The sequence below is a fragment of the Nitrosomonas sp. Nm132 genome, from assembly GCF_900100485.1.
In the GTDB taxonomy this organism is placed as follows: domain Bacteria; phylum Pseudomonadota; class Gammaproteobacteria; order Burkholderiales; family Nitrosomonadaceae; genus Nitrosomonas.
Map to the genome: position 1 here is coordinate 11,895 of NZ_FNDH01000007.1, position 17,921 is coordinate 29,815.

Annotated in this window: 16 protein-coding genes; 6 read left to right on the plus strand and 10 right to left on the minus strand. The window is 46.2% G+C overall.

The features are described from left to right. Positions 1-986 precede the first annotated feature (986 nt). On the plus strand, positions 987-1,211 hold the full coding sequence (locus BLP80_RS04215) for a hypothetical protein (RefSeq protein ID WP_090540465.1): 225 nt from the start codon (positions 987-989) through the stop codon (positions 1,209-1,211). A gap of 253 nt (positions 1,212-1,464) precedes the next feature. On the opposite strand, the gene BLP80_RS04220 is transcribed toward BLP80_RS04215, so the two are convergent. Further along, positions 1,465-2,631 (minus strand): glycosyltransferase family 4 protein, encoded by a 1,167-nt coding sequence (locus BLP80_RS04220; protein ID WP_090540467.1) that lies wholly within the window; start codon positions 2,629-2,631, stop codon positions 1,465-1,467. Positions 2,632-3,138: 507 nt separating this feature from the next. Here BLP80_RS04220 and BLP80_RS15875 point away from each other — a divergent pair. The 4 genes from BLP80_RS15875 (at position 3,139) to BLP80_RS04245 (ending at position 5,278) form a co-directional block, all read left to right on the plus strand. Then, entirely contained in the window at positions 3,139-3,717 is a 579-nt protein-coding gene (locus BLP80_RS15875) for a Druantia anti-phage system protein DruA (protein WP_218120377.1), read from the plus strand. 39 nt (positions 3,718-3,756) lie between these two features. Beyond that, on the plus strand, positions 3,757-4,173 hold the full coding sequence (locus tag BLP80_RS15880; protein ID WP_256324953.1) for a transposase family protein: 417 nt from the start codon (positions 3,757-3,759) through the stop codon (positions 4,171-4,173). Next, complete coding sequence (locus BLP80_RS15885; RefSeq protein ID WP_143002224.1) at positions 4,137-4,820, plus strand: ISAs1 family transposase; 684 nt, start codon at positions 4,137-4,139, stop codon at positions 4,818-4,820. Before BLP80_RS15880 ends, BLP80_RS15885 begins: the two co-directional genes overlap by 37 nt. A gap of 149 nt (positions 4,821-4,969) precedes the next feature. Next, positions 4,970-5,278 carry a transposase gene (locus BLP80_RS04245; RefSeq protein WP_090540475.1) on the plus strand — a complete coding sequence of 103 codons (309 nt, stop codon included), beginning with the start codon at positions 4,970-4,972 and terminating at the stop codon, positions 5,276-5,278. 642 nt (positions 5,279-5,920) lie between these two features. Here BLP80_RS04245 and BLP80_RS04250 read toward each other — a convergent pair. The 9 genes from BLP80_RS04250 to BLP80_RS04290 all read right to left on the minus strand — a co-directional run bounded on the left by BLP80_RS04250 (position 5,921) and on the right by BLP80_RS04290 (position 16,985). Further along, positions 5,921-6,643 carry an AAA family ATPase gene (locus BLP80_RS04250; RefSeq protein ID WP_143002225.1) on the minus strand — a complete coding sequence of 241 codons (723 nt, stop codon included), beginning with the start codon at positions 6,641-6,643 and terminating at the stop codon, positions 5,921-5,923. Beyond that, the gene (locus BLP80_RS04255; protein WP_090540478.1) at positions 6,640-8,058 is read right to left on the minus strand and encodes a hypothetical protein; all 1,419 of its coding nucleotides are present in this window, start codon (positions 8,056-8,058) and stop codon (positions 6,640-6,642) included. Before BLP80_RS04255 ends, BLP80_RS04250 begins: the two co-directional genes overlap by 4 nt. Positions 8,059-8,338: 280 nt before the next feature. Next, positions 8,339-9,493, minus strand: a complete 1,155-nt coding sequence (locus BLP80_RS04260) for a glycosyltransferase (protein WP_090540480.1) — start codon at positions 9,491-9,493, stop codon at positions 8,339-8,341. A 116-nt stretch (positions 9,494-9,609) separates the two neighbouring features. Then, entirely contained in the window at positions 9,610-10,908 is a 1,299-nt protein-coding gene (locus BLP80_RS04265; RefSeq protein WP_090540482.1) for an O-antigen ligase family protein, read from the minus strand. After that, positions 10,908-11,495 (minus strand): hypothetical protein, encoded by a 588-nt coding sequence (locus BLP80_RS04270; protein ID WP_090540484.1) that lies wholly within the window; start codon positions 11,493-11,495, stop codon positions 10,908-10,910. Before BLP80_RS04270 ends, BLP80_RS04265 begins: the two co-directional genes overlap by 1 nt. Further along, the gene (locus BLP80_RS04275) at positions 11,482-13,032 is read right to left on the minus strand and encodes a nucleoside/nucleotide kinase family protein (RefSeq protein ID WP_090540486.1); all 1,551 of its coding nucleotides are present in this window, start codon (positions 13,030-13,032) and stop codon (positions 11,482-11,484) included. The genes BLP80_RS04270 and BLP80_RS04275 overlap by 14 nt, the downstream gene beginning before the upstream one ends. After that, on the minus strand, positions 13,029-14,519 hold the full coding sequence (locus BLP80_RS04280) for a lipopolysaccharide biosynthesis protein (RefSeq protein WP_090540488.1): 1,491 nt from the start codon (positions 14,517-14,519) through the stop codon (positions 13,029-13,031). The genes BLP80_RS04275 and BLP80_RS04280 overlap by 4 nt, the downstream gene beginning before the upstream one ends. Before the next feature lie 128 nt (positions 14,520-14,647). Continuing rightward, on the minus strand, positions 14,648-15,652 hold the full coding sequence (locus BLP80_RS04285; protein ID WP_090540490.1) for an NAD-dependent epimerase: 1,005 nt from the start codon (positions 15,650-15,652) through the stop codon (positions 14,648-14,650). A gap of 4 nt (positions 15,653-15,656) precedes the next feature. After that, the gene (locus tag BLP80_RS04290; protein WP_090540492.1) at positions 15,657-16,985 is read right to left on the minus strand and encodes a UDP-glucose dehydrogenase family protein; all 1,329 of its coding nucleotides are present in this window, start codon (positions 16,983-16,985) and stop codon (positions 15,657-15,659) included. A gap of 719 nt (positions 16,986-17,704) precedes the next feature. Here BLP80_RS04290 and BLP80_RS04295 point away from each other — a divergent pair. Beyond that, complete coding sequence (locus BLP80_RS04295) at positions 17,705-17,890, plus strand: hypothetical protein (RefSeq protein ID WP_218120378.1); 186 nt, start codon at positions 17,705-17,707, stop codon at positions 17,888-17,890. Positions 17,891-17,921 lie beyond the last annotated feature (31 nt).

The window sequence follows — 17,921 nt, forward strand, 5'->3', positions numbered from 1 at the left end:
ATATGTTGTATTCAGAAATCATGAACTAACAATATATTGCGATGAATTCTAAGCTTGCATTTTTAGATAATCTCTGTGACGCTAAAATCAGCTTAGCATCCAAGCAGATTCTGTGATTTGTAAAACAGCAGCATAAGTGCCATTCAAATCAAGCGAATAAATGGGTTATGAAGGTCATATTGACAGGTGTTGATACATGATATGACATGACGAGCTGTAGAATGCAATACGCCCTTATCAACGACCTTCATTCTAATTTTGTGTATTTGAAATTCAGCACTAAAGCAATATGCTGCGCACCTTATAGATCAAGTCCGCAAATAAATAGAACCCACCAGTGTTTTGTAGATTGGGTGTACATAGAAAAGATGATGGAAAAAGGCCCGGTAGAGCAGAATGCATCAATGTCCATTTCTAGGACGCCTCGTCAAATAGGCCGCTTGGAACTATTTGGAAACCTGATCTAATAAGCTGCGCTTGTGAGCTAGCACAGAACCATCAAGGTCGCAATTATTCTCAAGCGAGATATCTTGTTAAAGGAAAGATATTTAAGTACATTCTTTTTTTTGCTCCTTACAAAATTCAGCGGAATTGCTGTATAAATAGATAAGCAATAATCATGCCAATAATATTTATGTTTATAAACAAATTGTTATCTGCTTTATGTTCTATAAAGCAGATATTCATGAAATATTTTGTTGCAATTGAGCAACAAAAATGTTTCTTAAGAAAGTGCAACTGGCTGATGTATAAAAATAATTAAACGTTTCCAATTAACGACAATTAACCCGAATATTGCATAAATTCGCGTTAAAGGTTTATACAAGTGGGGCTATCGAAGAATGGAGAGATGAGCCGTTTGATGGGCGGGTGATAGTGTGCCACGAGCGCGAGCATAAGGTGTTTGTGTAAACAACGCTTGTGGTGCGTGCTGCGCAAAGGATGAGGGTAGACCCCTCGGAGCCGTTTTACAGGAGGACTGATGGATGGAAAGACAATTTCCGGAGCAACCATTCTGCCGCTACGAAGCAACCATCAAGGGTGCATATATCGAGGCAAATTGGGTATATGCGGATAGACGCTCGGCAAGTAACACCAATTGGCAGTTTCTGAAAAAGCACAAAATCAAGCGTGCGATCATGCACCGGACGTATAAGAACAAACCGCTCTCGGCACGGCAGAATTCAGAATGGGGTGCGCCAGCTACTTGAGGAGGGTAAAAGCCAATGCTCAAGTCATGATGGAAGGCCTCTGTATCAGTCTGAAGAGAGCTGCCAACAAAATTTTCGTAGATGCGTCATCAAGGGAAGCGGTCCGTATGAATAAGGCATAAGGTGGGAAAATCCCCTAAAAAGGAGTAAATCTTCATTTTTCTGCCAGAAAAAACGGTAAAACTGTCATCTGGAAATTCCCTCCCTACCACAGCAAAATTTTCAAGGTTGTGCAGAGGTTTTATATGCTGACTTACCTTGCCCTAATATTTGTAAGTTGATAAACCGGGTCGCTATACAACAACTCATCATAAACTGCCAAAGTCCGCTCAATCACAATGCGCTCATCGAACTCCCGCAGAGCCTTGGTTTTTGCCGCTTGCCCCATTTTTACTGCTAATTCAGGGTCATCATGGAAGCGGGCGATGGCTGCCGCGAGTGCTTCAGCATTGCGTAGCGGCACCAGAAGACCATCCACCTCATTCGCAACCACCTCCCGGCAACCCGGTGCATCCGTGGTCACCAGTGCCAAACCACAGGCTGCCGCTTCGATCAAAGACCTAGGTACCCCTTCACCATAAGCGGTCGGCAAGGCCATGGCATGAATCGAGGCAAGCAAGGTAGGCATATCATCCACATGGCCCAGCCATTCGATAAGCCCTTCTTCCGCCCATGCCCTGACCGTAGCTTCTGGAACGGAATTCGGATTGCCTGGATCAGGACTTCCGGCAAGCAAAAAGCGAACAGATCGGCCACTCGCCTTCAATATCCGCGATGCCGCTACATATTCCGCCAGGCCTTTGTCCCACAGCAAGCGTGCCGCCAACAACACCCGCAACGGCTCGCCTGGCGCACGCACAGCGCATTGCGAAAATCGCGAGCAATCAACGCCAGAACCCCGGACCAAGCTTATATGTGACGGATGGACAATCCCTGCTTCTTTGAACATGGCAACGTCGTCCGGATTCTGTAAGATTAAACGCGCGCTCTTGCCTCCCATGGCAAAACGCATCGCTGATCGTACTAAAGGGCGAAGCAGCTTGGCACGACGATCACGGCTCGTAAACACATATCCCAAGCCGGCGACAGCACTCACCACAGCGCGATCGCCAGAAAACCGCGCGGCTAATGCACCATAAACCGCACTCTTGATGGTAAAGCCATGCACCAGATCAACATCTTCAGTGCGGATCAACTTGCGTAGCCAGTTGATAACCGCAACCTCGCACAGCAGATTCAGGCTGCGTCGTTCCATGGGTGCGGCAATCCAGCGAAAGCCCAGGGTTTCCAGCTTTGCCCCGTAAGGGCCATGAGGAGAAACCAATATGACTTCATGGCCGGCATTGCGTACTGCCGACGCCAATGCTCGCCGAAAGTTATAGAGATACCAGTCGGTGTTAGCAAAAAACATAATTTTCATAGGTTGCCTCCTGTATGAGGTGGATGAGATAACGGCCATTGGTTAAGAATCGCGCTGACCGTAAATACTGTTTGATTTAAAAATCCCGGCAAATCATCCATCTGAATACCTGGCATTCCATAGAAGTCATACGCGAGGAAACCACCTCTCACTAAAGTGAATGCAGAAGCATCACTCCTAAAGGAAATACTATCTCCGGTATCCAGACAGAATTTTTGATTCAATCCTAAAGTGCCACCCAGATTGGTAAGCTTGCACAATTGCGGTCATGCATCGAAACATTTGTGTCATGGTTTGTAATAAAAACGTCATTTATTAATAAACAAGCAAGAAGTGTGCCTTTTTAATTAAATATTGAAAATCAATTAGTTATTCTTAATAGAGAAAATAAAAATGAACATGTGTAAATTTTTTCGACAAATATATTAACGTGAGCTCGGCGTCAGGATAAATTTGTTCATTAATTAATCACAATCAAATTCAGGAAGTTATTTAAGTGTTCGTCCAGTGAACAAATTAGAGGAGCCTCGCTACCGGGAGTTGATGCAGCAATATCACTATCTTGGCAATCTAGCCAAGATCGGTCACATACTCTGGTATGTTGCCAATCATGGCGAGGAATGGGTGGCATTAGTGGGTTTTTCTGCCTCTGCCTGGAAGTGTGGGGTGCGTGACCGCTGGATCGGATGGGACTTTCGTCACCAATATGATTGTTTGAACTTAATCGCCAACAACAGCCGTTTTCTGATCTTGCCTGAGTGGTGCTACCCCAATCTGGGTTCCAAAGTGTTGTCCTTGTGCCGTCAACGAATAGCTGGTGATTGGCAAGCGTATTTTGGTCAACCGCTGCGCTTGCTGGAAACTTTCGTTGATCCGTCACGTTTTCACGGCATGGTCTATCGCGCAGCAAATTGGACTTACCTTGGACTGAGCCGGGGATATCGTCGTACTCGTGATGGCTACAGCAGTGAGGCCACTTCACCCAAGCGGGTCTTTATCTTACTGTGCAGCGTAACGCACGAGCACAACTTTCCCGTTCTACCCTCAGCCCTATCTATCGTACTGGAGCTCCCAAGATCATGCTAACTGCTCAACAAATGCGCACACTCCCTGATTTTTTATGACATCCCCGACCCGCGTCGAGCCGAGGGCAAACGCCATCAGCTATCCGTGGTGCTGGGTATTGCTACGGGAGCAACCTTGTGCGACATGCGTGGCTACAAAGCCATCGCGGCGTGGGCAAAAGACTTGAAATCCAGAGCCCGCGAATGCTTCGGATGTCGACGCGAGAATAAAAAATATGTTGTTCCCAGTGAGTCCATCATCCGGGATGTGTTGGTTCGGGTTGATCCGGTTAAGCTCAATCTCGCCCTGCAGCAGTGGAACGCGACCTTTGCTACAGAAGACCAAAGCCTTGCAATTGATGGGAAGACGATGCGCAACGCCGTAGACGAAGCGGGGCGGCAAACGCACATCATGAGCGTCGTAGGCCACGAGACGACTTTGTGTATCACCCGAAAAAAGTCGGCACGCTACCCGTAGAGGGCGGCGATGAGACCAAGCAAACCAATGAGATCGGCACGTTCATTCCGTTGCTGGAAAATGTTGACATCCAAGGCAAGGACATTACCGTCGATGCGCTTCTCACGCAGCGTAAACTCGCATCCTTTGTGGTAGATCGAAAGGCGCATTACCACTTCACGGTCAAAGATAATCAAGCCACGCTCAAGAACGACATCACGTTACTTTTCGAGAATCGGAAGAAACCAGATTTCGTCGAGATCACACCGCCTGACCACGGCAGGATTGAAACCCGCGGCATCTGGTGCAGCACAGCGCTGAATGAATACCTCGATTTCCCGCATGTCGGGCAAGTGTTCTTCATCGAGCGGGAAACCCTTTACAAAAAAACTGGAAAAGTTACTCACGAAGTCGTTTTGGGAGTAACCAGCCGTACGCCAGAACAAGCAAGCCCGGAGCGTATTCTCAAAGTGAATCGCGGGCACTGGACAATCGAAAATCGCTGTCACTATGTGATCGATTGGAATTTTGATGAGGATCGCTGTCGCATCCGAACAGGTCACGGCCCCGAGAATGTCACTCGCCTGCGACGTTTCGCGTGCGGTGCCATTCAGTTCATCTCCAAGGGAATCCAGCATCTCTCAGAAAATGCAGCAGTTGAACCGTAATACCCGTTTGGTCTTCGACTATCTTCGTATGACTTCTAACTCAACTCGCACTCGGTCGCTTTGATTTCAAGGCGAGAACAAATTTACCATGACCGAAAGGCCGTGCATATTGATTTTACAGACTCATATTCCAGAGGCGACGCTGATGTTTGATTATCATCAAGTTGTTCAATGAGAAACTGACAAAATTACGTCGCGAACTGCATCGGAAGGCAAAAGATGAGCTGGGTAAACCCGTTTTGAAAGGTATTCGTTGGTTATTGCTCAAGAATCCTGAAAATATGGATGACACGCGCAATGAACGTCAACGTTTGGATGAAGCATTAAAACTCAATGAACCCTTGGCGGTGGTCTATTACACGAAAGAAGAATTACGCGCTATTTGGCATCAACCGAATAAAAACTCAGCTCAAAAAGCGCTTGACGAGTGGGTAAAAAAACGGCCGCATCCGATGTGAACATGCTCAAACAATTCTCTAGAACCATTGCTGCTCATCGCTCTGGTATCCTTGCTTATTTCGACTTTGATGGCTAATCAACTGGATCGTTGGAAGACATCATTAACAAGATTAGAACGTTACACAAAATGGCTTATGGCTTTAGCCCGAATATTTCATAAATTGGCACGTGCCCTCACTTGCCTTTTGATTAATAAGAAAGATTTTGCTCAGTCGGGTGTATGAATCACTATACTCCTCTTTCTAAAAACTTCCCTATTAATCAAAATCCTGCGTGATCATCACGCGAATTTATGAGATATTCGGGTTAGTGATGTCGAGTTCTTTAAGCTAAAAATTATGGCGCTGCATGAAACCCATTATGCTCTGGTCGGTTAATTCCAAAGTACGCATTTTCCAGATGAGCCGATGCTGCTACAATCGACATGAAAACCAGCCGCAAGCCTTTACAATAATTTCTACTCTCAATTTATGGATGTTATTGCTCTAGAGCGGATTGCACAATTTTGCGGACACATGACTGTGTTGTAACTCATTGTAATAGAATGATTACTCCGCTTCGTTGTGCCTTGCCCTGCACCCACAAAACCGTACGCTCCGCCCCCGCCCAACTGAGGAATACGGGTTAAAGGAATACATTCACTATTGAGGGAGAGCCAATTTCAAGTCGTCGATTGAATTGCTGTCGCTATTATCAAAATGGGTGATAATTAGGGTAGATTCTTGTTCAGCCAGTAATGCAAAAATGGCAAAGGATTGTTCGGTTGCAGCTTTGGCACGCATAAATTCATTCATATCACGATCCAGTGGGCTGCTGCCGTTCTCTCTCGAGCCTATCCTTTTTTTGATTAAAGAATCATCTGCACTGACATAGATAATGGATAAAGGAGCGATATAAAGATCTTTGAGTAGACGCAGCATTAACCTTGCAACAACATGATTATTTGGCTTGTTTCGTCCATAATATTTAGTAGACCATAGCGCCTGTGAGAGTCCTTGATCCAGCAGCACCATATCGGAATCGCGTGATTCAATACGAATCAGTGCATTGACAAATAGCCAGTTGATCAGAAGCTTGCTATAAAGCTTGATATTGGGCGGTCGATGTAACCGTGTCAATTTCCATATTGTTGCGATTGTGCGGCGATTTTCCCATAGCGTTGCGACGATTAGCCAAATTTTAGTTGTAATGCGTTTAGCGGAAGGCATTTTGCTAATTGCTATAATGCCGTCCCCAACTTGCAGCCCATCAGCTTCGAGCATCTTGCCAAGCTTGGTGGATAGGTATGACTTTCCAACCCCAGGCATACCAAAACACTCAATCACTATACGGGAAATAGCGTTTAGTTGTTCTTTCTCACTCAATGGCTTACTACCTCTTTCCACATCAATGCTAACAATTCTTTAAGCTTAACAGAGAATTCACCGCCATTATCAAAAGTCACAATTTTGCATGCAAGCGGTGAATGTTGTTCATTTTGATTGAAACGAGCCATGATCTCTTCATTCGTTTCTTTTCCTTCTTTTATTCTCAATCGATTACGTTCCAGTGCGATCTCAAGTGGAAGCCGCAAGAAAAAGCAGACATCCGCCATGGGCATGCGAGAATAGGCCCAGTGCTCAATAGAAGCGAAGAATCGTTGCAGTTTTCCACTGTTTGGGCCGGTCACAATTCTAGGGCCATCCATTTTATTTAGCTCGTTTGTTGGCCAACGATCGACAAGAACCAAATAGCCACGCCTCGCATCGCTGATAGCCTTGCGAGCCATACGAAGGCGCAACAGAGCTAATACTGTCACCGAGATAGCTTTTCTCAGTGAAGTAATGGTATGCTTTTGTGGTCTAGAATTATGCGCGCTTATCTGTTGATTGCGATTAAAGCCTTTACGCGCCGCTTCCAGCATTCTGCCTTGTGGCCGGCCAAGGGAATATCGCTTTACAGTTAAAAAACCCGAAAAAAATTTGTGCGCTTCCTTGAGCATGGTTGATTTTCCAGCACCGTCCACACCTGAAATCGCAATGACCAAACCGCCGGTAGGCATTATTTTCTTTCTCCGGAACAAGTACCGGTTAAATATTCGCTGAAGTAGGCTACCCAGACGTTTTGCAGGGAGGCCCCATGCTGACATCCTCAGGAGCGGCATGACCGAAAGACGGAACCGTAACGCCGTGAAAAAGTCTGGTATAGCGATTCCTGTAGAAGTTAATCCAGATCCCCCTATATAAGCATTGAGCCTGATGGGTCCATAATCATGAATTGAATTGAGGTGAATATTGCAGCTTAGCCATTCGTCGCGGTAGGACATAATCTCTTTGCGATACAGCAATCTGCTCGTGATAGACCCTCCTTTGAGCAAGTGGCGAAGAGCAAACAAGTAAGCCTGTGTTTGCGAGTTTAATACCCAGACACCGTTCCTCTCTGAGCGCGTACGATTATCAATCAATAGCCGCTCAAGCGGAAGCTGATACTCTTTCAGCCAACTTTCCCCGGTTATCACCTTGAAATACACATGGATATGAAACCATTTCAGGGTGTCATCGTAGCTATATAAGTGAGTTATCCAGGGATATCTTGCAACTGGATTTTCAACGCAAAGCCAATCTTCTTGAATAGCCAGATTCAGGAATGTTGATCGGTACTCATGGGGGATGTATAGATCGATATCACTTTCGCCACTTATAGAATACTGAAGCTCATGATTATTTTTCCAGCTAACATAAGGAATGCGCTCTACATCTAGAGTGTTAAGAAATTCAATCAGTTTTCCTTGCTTAAGCACGTTAAACCTCGGTTTGATTAGCGAAAATAGACTTCTCGATATTTTCGAGAGATTATGAGTAAATACTAGGAACGGCAATCATGCTATCCCCACTTCCACTAGCGTATCGGTCCAAAAACATGAAGGAGGGTGAGTGTAATAAGTGAGGGCACGTGTCAATTTATGAAATGTTCGGGTTAATTCTTTGCTGCGTCATAATTTAGGTAATTAGATGGATATACCTGTTAAGTTAACTGCCCTGCGTTTCTCCAGTGGAAATATGCTGTTAGTATCTCAAGGCTCAAGCCATTGGATCCTGGTACGTATTTCGATAAGTTTGTACATATTTCTCAACTGTGGCGTTTAGATCGAATTCTTTGCGTGCTAATTTCTTAATTCGGTCACGCATTTCGCGCTGTACGCTATCCGAATGGTTCAGGAAACTCTCAATACCTCGAACCCAAGCAGCTAGATCAGTCAAGGGAAAAAGAGGAATATGAAGCACATCAGCAATTTCTTGGCGCTGAATGATATCTGACATAATGGGCCAGCATCCTAATGCAACCGCCTCAAGATCTGCAACACTTAACCCCTCCCATTTAGATGCAGCAATGTAAAAGGTATTTTCAGCTAGTGACTTGAATACCTCATCTCGCGGCCTTCTTCCGCGAAGTTCTATACGGTCAGCTATTCTTAATCGATCAATTTCCCTTTCGATCTCTTCCCGTTCCGGGCCATCACCAAACCAAATCAGGCGATCAATGACTTGTGTTTCTTTCAACAAACGAAGGATGAAAAAGCAATTTTTTTGAGGTACCATGCGAGCAACGACGACCGCGGTCACGGTTGTAGCGTGTTTGCAACCATTAATATTTTCAGATAGGGGAATTGGGTCCAGATCGTATAGCGACAACTTATATGGCCTTATTCCATTAGGGATAGATCCCATTCGACCATTTCTTACTAGATATTGATGCACACCTGCCGGAATAGTCTGCGCAATGGAACGACCACAAGCGATATAGTACGCCGATAATCGCGCAAGAATCCTTAAGCCAATCTTTTGATGGAACCGGAAATAGCGCCAGTCATTATGCTGAGTGGTAATCACGCGAAGTTTTGGGCAAAATAACTTAGCAATCAGCGCAATGGGGGCCAGAGTCGGATTGTGCACATGTAAGTTAAGTACCATGTTACGGCGTCTGAGCGAGTAATAGATGCGTAAAACCAACCCTAAACCACTCACAGGATTTGCATTGACAAAGCGCCGCACTGAATCTGCACAGGTCGCTTTTTGAAAATTTGCGAAAGGTTTTTTGAAATTAATTTCAACAACAGGATACATCAACCCCGGCGAGATTTTTCTGCCCGTATCATACAGATCATTCCATGGCATTGAAGTGGGGCCTACCGCTCTGACTAAATGAAGAACGCGTACTCGCGAACAATATTCCATGCTATTAAACCCTTTATGCCTCAACTAACAGTGAGATTCTGCAATAAATTTTACAGCTCCGTCTACTCGGCTGCTAACAACGCCATGTCATAAAAAAACAAAAGACTATCCTTCTATCATTTCTGATTAGCCATGTAAAATCGTTCTAAGTATTGACGATTATTCATTTTTGATATCTGCTGCTTTTGCCATGCTTGCCTCTCATGAAAAATCATCCCGATCAATAGATAAATAGGCAAAGTCAGCCATAACTGGTAGGAATGCGCCCGCATGCTTATCGCCAAGGCGAGAGTACAGGCCGTAACTAATATGAACATCCTCTGTTTTCCACTTACCGACAAACTTGCAAACAAGATCGCGAATAGCCAGCCTAGGAGCCCCACAATTGCGATAATTCCACCTTCTGCCCACAGCAGAACATAGACATTGTGAGGCTGAGAAGAGAGGCCAGTTGACACCTCGGTGGTAAAAACGCCGTCAGCCCCAGCCGCTCCTGCACCTACCCCAATAATTGGATTATTCATTACGTATAGCCATACAACCCGTATTGCTTCACTCCGTTCATGATAGGTGCCCGCTTCTTCCACGCTCCCTGAATTAATCCAATCAAACCTCTTTAAGACAGGAATATCGTATGTTTCGCTAATATGAGTTATATTTAATAAAAATAAATAGCCACAAGCAGCCATCATAACTAATATCAGTTTAAGCTTTAATCCTCTGATAAAAGCTAACAGCCCAAAAACGGCAACAATATATAAAATGACTCCTGAGTTAGAGCCAGTGAGGGTTATTACATAAAATGGAATCACTAGCAGCAGATAATATAAACCACTCAATTGCTTGACGGAGATTCTGTATATGAGCAATATGGACAGCAAGACCATGTGCGGTGCGAGCCCATTCGCCCCACTAAACATTTGTAATCGTCCATTTCTCCATATCAATAAATTTTGAATTCCAAAATCGTAGGCATACAAATAAATAATAATAGATAAAAATGCGAGAACAAAGCCACCAACAATATACGACGTCAATAGCAGATCTAATTCTCTCTTATTTAAAGAAGCTATAAATAGGTAGGCAATATAAAACGAAAAAAAGTATTGTATGGCTATTGGAAAAATCCTTATGGCCCACTCGCTTGAGGAAATGATCGTAGAGATCATCAACCCCATGATCATCAACACAACTGATATAAGCAATATATTTGAAAACAGACGATTCCTAAGTCTTAATGTAATCTTCCTTTGCGATATACAAACGATGACGAAATAAACAGTCATAAAAAATGCCGCCATGCCGACTGCTCCAATCCCCATGTAACTCTGAAATAATCCAGTAGTAAATCCTGTCAGGAATATTAATACCGAGAGAATGGTTGAGCGCTTGTCTTGCGTATTAGCAAAATCCATCAAAGCGTTCCTCTTTCTTGAAAAAGAATTTCAAACGCCAGGTAATTCTTTTCTACATACTTTTCCGGTAAATTACCCGCGCATTGCTGCATGTGTTTTGCCGAGTTTTTTACTCGTTGGATTAGCTCGTCAGAACCAACAGAAAGTGTGACCAGTCTTTCTGGCCGCCACGGCGCGCCTAAGCAGAGCCGTTTCCATTTCAGGGCGCGCTCTTGCGATAGGCACTGATCGGCGAGCGCACTGAGTATATGTTGCTGCAATCCTTGATCGATTACCCATCGCTGTGAGCTTGCTGCCAATGCGCGTGCTTTTATCAATAACGCCAACATGATGCATGACCGCCGTAACTGGCCTGTTTCACGAAAGAAAAGAGCAGCCATTGCCAAATCATGGGGGAGCCCTATAGTCAGCCGTAACCACATGAATAAACCTTCTGTAGGCAAGCCAAACCTATTCAACCGCACAGAAACATTCTTGCCAGTAATGCTGCGGCGACCAGGGGCAAGTGTGTGATCGCTGGCAAGTAACTCAAGCGCAGCAGTCGTCTTGCCACTGCCAGGTGGTCCTACAAATTCAAGGTATGACACGTTTTCCCTCCGCCGTTGCACGGATCACTGACCAGACATGGCGCCGCACTTCAAGCAAAACCTCATTGAGCGGTTTTGCGGCGTCAATCTCGACTATCGGCGCGCCACCAAACTTGATATTTCGTGTTAGCTCAACCTTTGCTGCAATTGCGTCTGGATCATGATCGGGTTTGCGCTCAAGCGCTACTTCCACTGGGGCGATCAGCTTGATCACCAAATCGGGTTGGGTGCTCATTAGTTTTTTGTACACGCTGTGTTCGTAGCTCTGCAATAAGCGACCCAATACCCCCAGATCTTCGATATCGAGCCGCGAGGGTCCATCGTATGTGCCTGTTACTTCTGCTTGCGGGTAACGGTCTGCCAGTACGATGGTACCGTTTTGTGACAGACGTAGTGCCTTACGTTGAAAGTGCAAACGCAAGCGCGCCATGATCGCCCATTTGACCGCCTGAAGCCAGAGAGGAAATGACGATCGTGAACGAGGTGTTGATGATGATCTATTCGGGCGATTCACTGGTTTGTCTGTCTTTCGGTTGGGTTTCAAACGCAAAACTGCATTGCGTAGGTGCCGAAACCACATGTGATTGGTGCCGAAATACACTGTTGTGGCATCGGCTTTCCATGACAGAAATTTCAGGAGATCGGCTGTGACGGTGCTTTTTCCTGCCCCATCGCTGCCCACCAACGCAATAATGGGTGCATGATGGCCAATAACATGCTTTCCTGAAATAGTCGTGCCATCCAGCCACGCTCGCAAGGTATGCAGGTATTTAGTAAGCCGCATCGTGATGAATTTCACACTCTGGCCGAGTCCACTCCCACGCCGGTAGGGAGCCAAAGAAGCTGAAATTTCTGCTGTCAATCGACGAAATGGCCCATCTGACCAGAGAATCTCATCTTTAAAATCTGGTTTCATTATCTTCCAGTGTTCCCTGCCCCAGAGCCTGATACCCCATTGCTCAATTTCTTCCTCACTGCATTGATTGAGTAACCAAGTCATCTCCATGCGCGATTCTTGTGTTACAGGAACACTTCCCTGTAGATTGAGAATCCTGCCGCGAAGATTTTGTGATTTGATCGCTTCGCGCGTTAACAGCAAATGCGCTTCAAATGCTTTGGGCGGAATATTGATTCCTGTCTCAGGATCGGGTGTAATTTCGGCATTCATCAATTCCAGCCAAGGAAGATCTTGCTCCTTGATGGCTTTTGCGCCTGTCAAAAGACGCGTATGCAACTGTAGATAGAGCATTATGCCGGTAACAGGGTCTACGGCTAGCCAATCAGTCACACCTGCATAGCGTTGCCAGGGACGAGAGCGAAATTCAACAAAACCAAGATCCTTCAGCAAGACCCGTAGCCTGGATTCCTGCTCGGGAGGAATGGACATATCAAGGTCAGTCTTTCCCTGAACAGACAGGTCAAGCCGCTGGTTACTTTTCCAATGACATAGAAGCAAGCCGGCGTTCTGGGCCTCCTTGGCCAATCGGCTGGCCAGCCCTTCAATACCCGGAGTTTGGGCTGGCGTTAAAACTGTCAATTTAGATTCCCCTTCTGTTTTGATGAAAATCGTTTTCCAAGGAGTGATCTCAAAAGCTCTCCTTCTTCAGCAAAAATAGCGGGGCGCACTAACCAGATCATTCCATAAAGTAGCAATACACTACCTGATACAACGACCAATCTAACGATTTCATTTAGTGCTGCTGCACGCAGCAATACGAGCCCAATGGCGGCTACACCCACCACAACCAAAGCAATAACCAGATGGCGCAGCAAGACCTCTCCGAGTGCTCTTAATGATAAGCCGCTGAGTGAGGAAACCAGCATGAATACCACCATGAAATTGAGGGTTACCGCAACAGCAACCCCTGCGGCGACACCTTCAAGCCCCAAAAAATGCCCTAAATAGGCACCAAGAGAGACCATTCCCATATACAGCCATTGGGTCCAGGCAAGGCGGTAAACCGCCCCGCGGGCACGCACTAATGCTTCACAAAGCTTATGGCCAACTCGAAAAACGATGCAAGCTGCAAGTATCTGAAACGGTATAATTACGGCAATCCATTGTGAACCAAGTAAAACATGGACAATTTCAGGCGCCAGCAAGGCGAGCAGCATGCTAAACGGCAGACCCAGCATTGCAACCATTCCCATCGAACGTAGAAAAGCCCGTGCCAGACGATCCGCTTCCGATTGCATACGAGACATAATCGGGAACATCACCTTTAACAACCCTACCCCCAACAATTTGGTCGGCATGGTCACAACCTGGAAGGCACGACCATATAGCCCTAATGCTTCGGCACCCAGAAATCGGCCTACGATCAGGTTATCAACCTGATAAGCGCCAGTGCGTCCGATTTCAGCGAGTGCATGCCCGCCGCCAAACCTCAGCAAGTCGCGATAAGCCGTTCGGTTTGCCCTGATGCCAAGGATAGGGGGGCGTATTGCCATCATGATCATGGCTCTTATCACGCCTTGCCCCAGAATACCGCCGACCAAGGCCCATACGCCGTAACCCATCAAGGCGAGCATAATAGCAACACCCCCATAGCCAATTCCGTAGCTAGCCACCTGTTCCATAGCCAGAATGCGAAATTTAAGATCGCGCTGAATGCGGGCCTCCGACACCTGCTGCAATCCTGTGAGCGGCAACAAAAGAGCCATGATGGCTATCGGCTCGGCAAGTTGCTCGATCTGGAAAAGTGTTTCTACCAGGCTAGCTCCCAGATAGACTGCCAACCCGGCAAAAAGACCGAGCCCTAGCGACAGATGAAAACCGGCTACCAGGTGATCCCTCGTTAACTCCGGAATTTGTACTAATGCCTGTGCGACGCCGAGTTTTCCAAATATACCCAAAAAGGTAATGGCTACAACTGCTGCACCAACAACACCGAATTCTGCGGGGGTCAGCAGTCGAGCAAGAATCATCAGCACACCTAGCTTCAGGATGGTTTGCCCACCTGTGCCGGCAAGGGTCCACACGATTCCAGCAGTCGCCCGTTCTGTTAAGGATGATTTCTTCATCTTGGCAGGACGGCTAAAATTTTCTTTTCATTTTATTATTATGCCTCTATTCATTTCTCAGTAATAACATTAAATAAGGCACAATCTATCGAAAGAGGTAACTACGCGATCGCAAAGTTACTACGCCATCATGACATGTATTTCTTGTACCATTCAATCCAGCGTTCGATTCCATATTCCAGTGATGTTTTGGGTTCATAGCCCACATCGCGCTTCAAATCCTCTACATCGGCACAGGTTGCCACGACGTCACCCTTTTGCATGGGCAGGTAATTCTTCCGCGCTTCTTGGCCAAGGGCCTTTTCTATGGTCTGGATGAAAGTCATCAGCTCCACTGGCTGGTGGTTGCCAATGTTATAAATGCGGTAGGGAGCGTAGCTGGTACCAGGGTCGGGGGCGCCGGTAAAGAAGTCCGGGTTGGAAGTGGCGGTACGATCAAGCACGCGTACCGTGCCTTGGGCAATGTCATCAATGTAGGTGAAGTCACGCTGCATCCTGCCGTGGTTGAATACGTCAATGGAGCGGCCTTCGAGGATTGCGCTGGTGAACAGCCAGGGAGACATATCCGGTCGGCCCCACGGACCATAGACGGTAAAATAACGCAGACCGGTAGTCGGCAGACCGTAGAGATGACTGTAGGTATGTGCCATCAGTTCATTGGCTTTCTTGCTGGCAGCGTAGAGGCTGACAGGGTGGTCGACGTTGTCATGCACCGAAAACGGCCTGTGAGTATTGGCGCCATAGACGCTGGAACTGCTGGCGTAGACGAGATGCTCGACGTCATTGTGACGACAGCCTTCCAGCAGATTGCCAAAGCCGACCAGATTAGTCTGAATATAGGCGTGTGGGTTCTTTAAGGAGTAGCGCACACCAGCTTGAGCAGCAAGATTAATAACGCGGGAGGGCTTTTCTTTGGCGAACAGATCTTCAATGGTTTGCCTGTCGGCTATATCGCCTTGGATGAATTTAAAGTTAGGGTAGGGTGTTAGCTGGGCTAGTCGTGCGTGCTTGAGGCATGGGTCGTAGTAGTCGTTAAGGTTGTCGATGCCGACAACTTTTTCACCCCGTTTAAGGAGGATCTGAGCAATATGCATACCAATGAAACCAGCAGCGCCAGTTACCAATACTTTCATGGCTTTAGTTCCTGCCAATGGAGTAGTAGGTAAAGCCCTTGCCCCCCATGCGTTCAGGACTGAACAGGTTGCGACCATCAAAGATGACAGGTTTTTTTAATTCAGCCTTGATCAGATCGAAATCCGGCGCACGAAACTGCTGCCACTCGGTGACAATCATTAGCGCATCAGCATTGTGCAATGCAGCCTCTTTGGTGCCCATCAAAGTCAGATCATCGCGTTGCCCATAGATGCGCTGGCACTCGTCCATCGCTACAGGGTCAAACGCCTGTATCTTTGCGCCGGACTGCCATAGCGCTTCCATGAGAGTGCGACTAGGAGCTTCTCGCATATCGTCAGTGTTAGGCTTAAAGCTCAGACCCCAGAGAGCGATGATCTTGCCAGAGAGGTTATTTGCTCCCCCGAAATGTTTAACGAGCTTTTCAAAAAGCTTGATCTTCTGGCGATTGTTGACCGCTTCCACCGCTTTGATCAGTTCAGCCGTGTAACCGGCTTGTGCGGCAGTGCGTTCCAGTGCTTGCACGTCTTTGGGGAAACAACTGCCACCATAGCCACAGCCAGGGTAGATGAAGTGATAGCCGATACGTGGATCGGCACCTATGCCTTTGCGTACTTCTTCAATGTCGGCTCCGAAGATTTCAGCCATATTGGCTAACTCATTCATGAAGCTAATCTTGGTCGCCAACATCGCATTGGCGGCATATTTGGTGAGCTCGGCGCTTTTCACATCCATGAAAATAGTGCGCTCATGGTTGCGGTTAAAGGGCTCGTAAAGCTCATTCATACGCTTGCGGGCTTCAGCCGATTGCGTGCCAATGATGATGCGATCAGGTTTTAGGAAGTCGCTGACAGCCGCGCCTTCCTTTAAGAATTCAGGATTGGAGACCACATCGAAGGGGATTTTCTCGTCACGTTCCGTAAGTATCTGAGCCACTCGAGCTTGCACCTTGTTCGCTGTGCCGACTGGAACGGTTGATTTATTGATGATGACTTTGTAATTCTGCATATTGCGGGCAATGCTTTCGGCTACAGCCAATACATATTGCAAATCAGCCGAGCCATTCTCATCCGGTGGCGTGCCAACAGCAATAAACTGGATTTCGGCATGGTCAACCCCGGTGGCGACGTTGGTGGTGAACTGCAGGCGACCTTCGCCTATATTTCGTGCAACGATCGCATCGAGACCGGGCTCCCAGATGGGCAGTATGCCATTATTCAGATTATCGATCTTGGTTTGATCGACATCAATACAGACCACATTGTGCCCAGCTTCCGCCAGACAGGCCCCCGTGACCAAGCCAACATATCCAGTGCCGAAAATGCTGAGTTTCATTAATGCTCTAATCCCCTTGTATGATAATACGATTAATAAAGCTAAAAAAATCCCAATTCCGTCAACAACGGGTGTGGGAGCGTCGCGCTGCTTATGATCACCAGGATAATCAGAGATGTCGTGAGCTAGTGCGGCTGAGATAGCTAGACGAATAATCCCCCGCTGCTAATAGCGCATTGAGCATAAAAATTAGCACTTACTTCATGATTTTAATCTCTTTAGTTAATTCTGCTTTTTCCTCTTAGGGAAAAAAGGTTGCTCCGAAGTTAATCGGTGCTAATTAATGAGAAAACTACCTCAACCGCTTAACCGCTTGGCTTGTGAACAATGGTTTATTGACAAACTTGTCCAATTACGATCATACATTGAAACATTCATGTTATGCGTTTTAGTATAACTATCATTTATTGTAATATAAATGTCATTTGCTTCTACAAATAGAAAACAAGCAAAAAGTGTGCCGTGTTGAATTAAATATTGAAAATCAATTGGTTGTATTTAATAAAAATGAGTATGTGTAAACATTTCCGACAAAAATATTAGCTGTTAACCATATATTTTAGAGTCTAATTCATTATGTTAAATGCGAATTAAGAGCTGAAATAGAAACCAGTTCATTGATAACGTTAAACTATTGAGGAAGACATCATCCAACCTCAATAAGTCAAGGTAACGAATGAATTGATTGGCAAGACCGATTAACAACGGCGGATTCTAGTTTGCGTGATTGGTTTCCGCGACTTCCGAGTTATGTGGCTTATGTTCAGCGCCTGAATCGGGTAGCCGATGTGTTTGCGCCTTTATTAGCACTGATTCAGCAAGGACAGGAAGACAAAAATCCATGGCAAGCTTGGCTGATCGATTCATTCTCAGTAGCCAAGGCCCAAGCAAGGCTATCGGTTTAACCTGAATATTTCATAAATTGGCACGTGCCCT

Excerpts from the sequence above, each read along its gene's own strand:
- BLP80_RS04220 (WP_090540467.1), bottom strand. The coding sequence starts at position 2,631 with ATGAAAATTATGTTTTTTGCTAACACCGACTGGTATCTCTATAACTTT.
- BLP80_RS04260 (WP_090540480.1), bottom strand. The coding sequence starts at position 9,493 with ATGGAATATTGTTCGCGAGTACGCGTTCTTCATTTAGTCAGAGCGGTA.
- BLP80_RS04280 (WP_090540488.1), bottom strand. The coding sequence starts at position 14,519 with ATGAAGAAATCATCCTTAACAGAACGGGCGACTGCTGGAATCGTGTGG.
- BLP80_RS04285 (WP_090540490.1), bottom strand. The coding sequence starts at position 15,652 with ATGAAAGTATTGGTAACTGGCGCTGCTGGTTTCATTGGTATGCATATT.
- BLP80_RS04215 (WP_090540465.1), top strand. The coding sequence starts at position 987 with ATGGAAAGACAATTTCCGGAGCAACCATTCTGCCGCTACGAAGCAACC.
- BLP80_RS04265 (WP_090540482.1), bottom strand. The coding sequence starts at position 10,908 with ATGGATTTTGCTAATACGCAAGACAAGCGCTCAACCATTCTCTCGGTA.
- BLP80_RS04290 (WP_090540492.1), bottom strand. The coding sequence starts at position 16,985 with ATGAAACTCAGCATTTTCGGCACTGGATATGTTGGCTTGGTCACGGGG.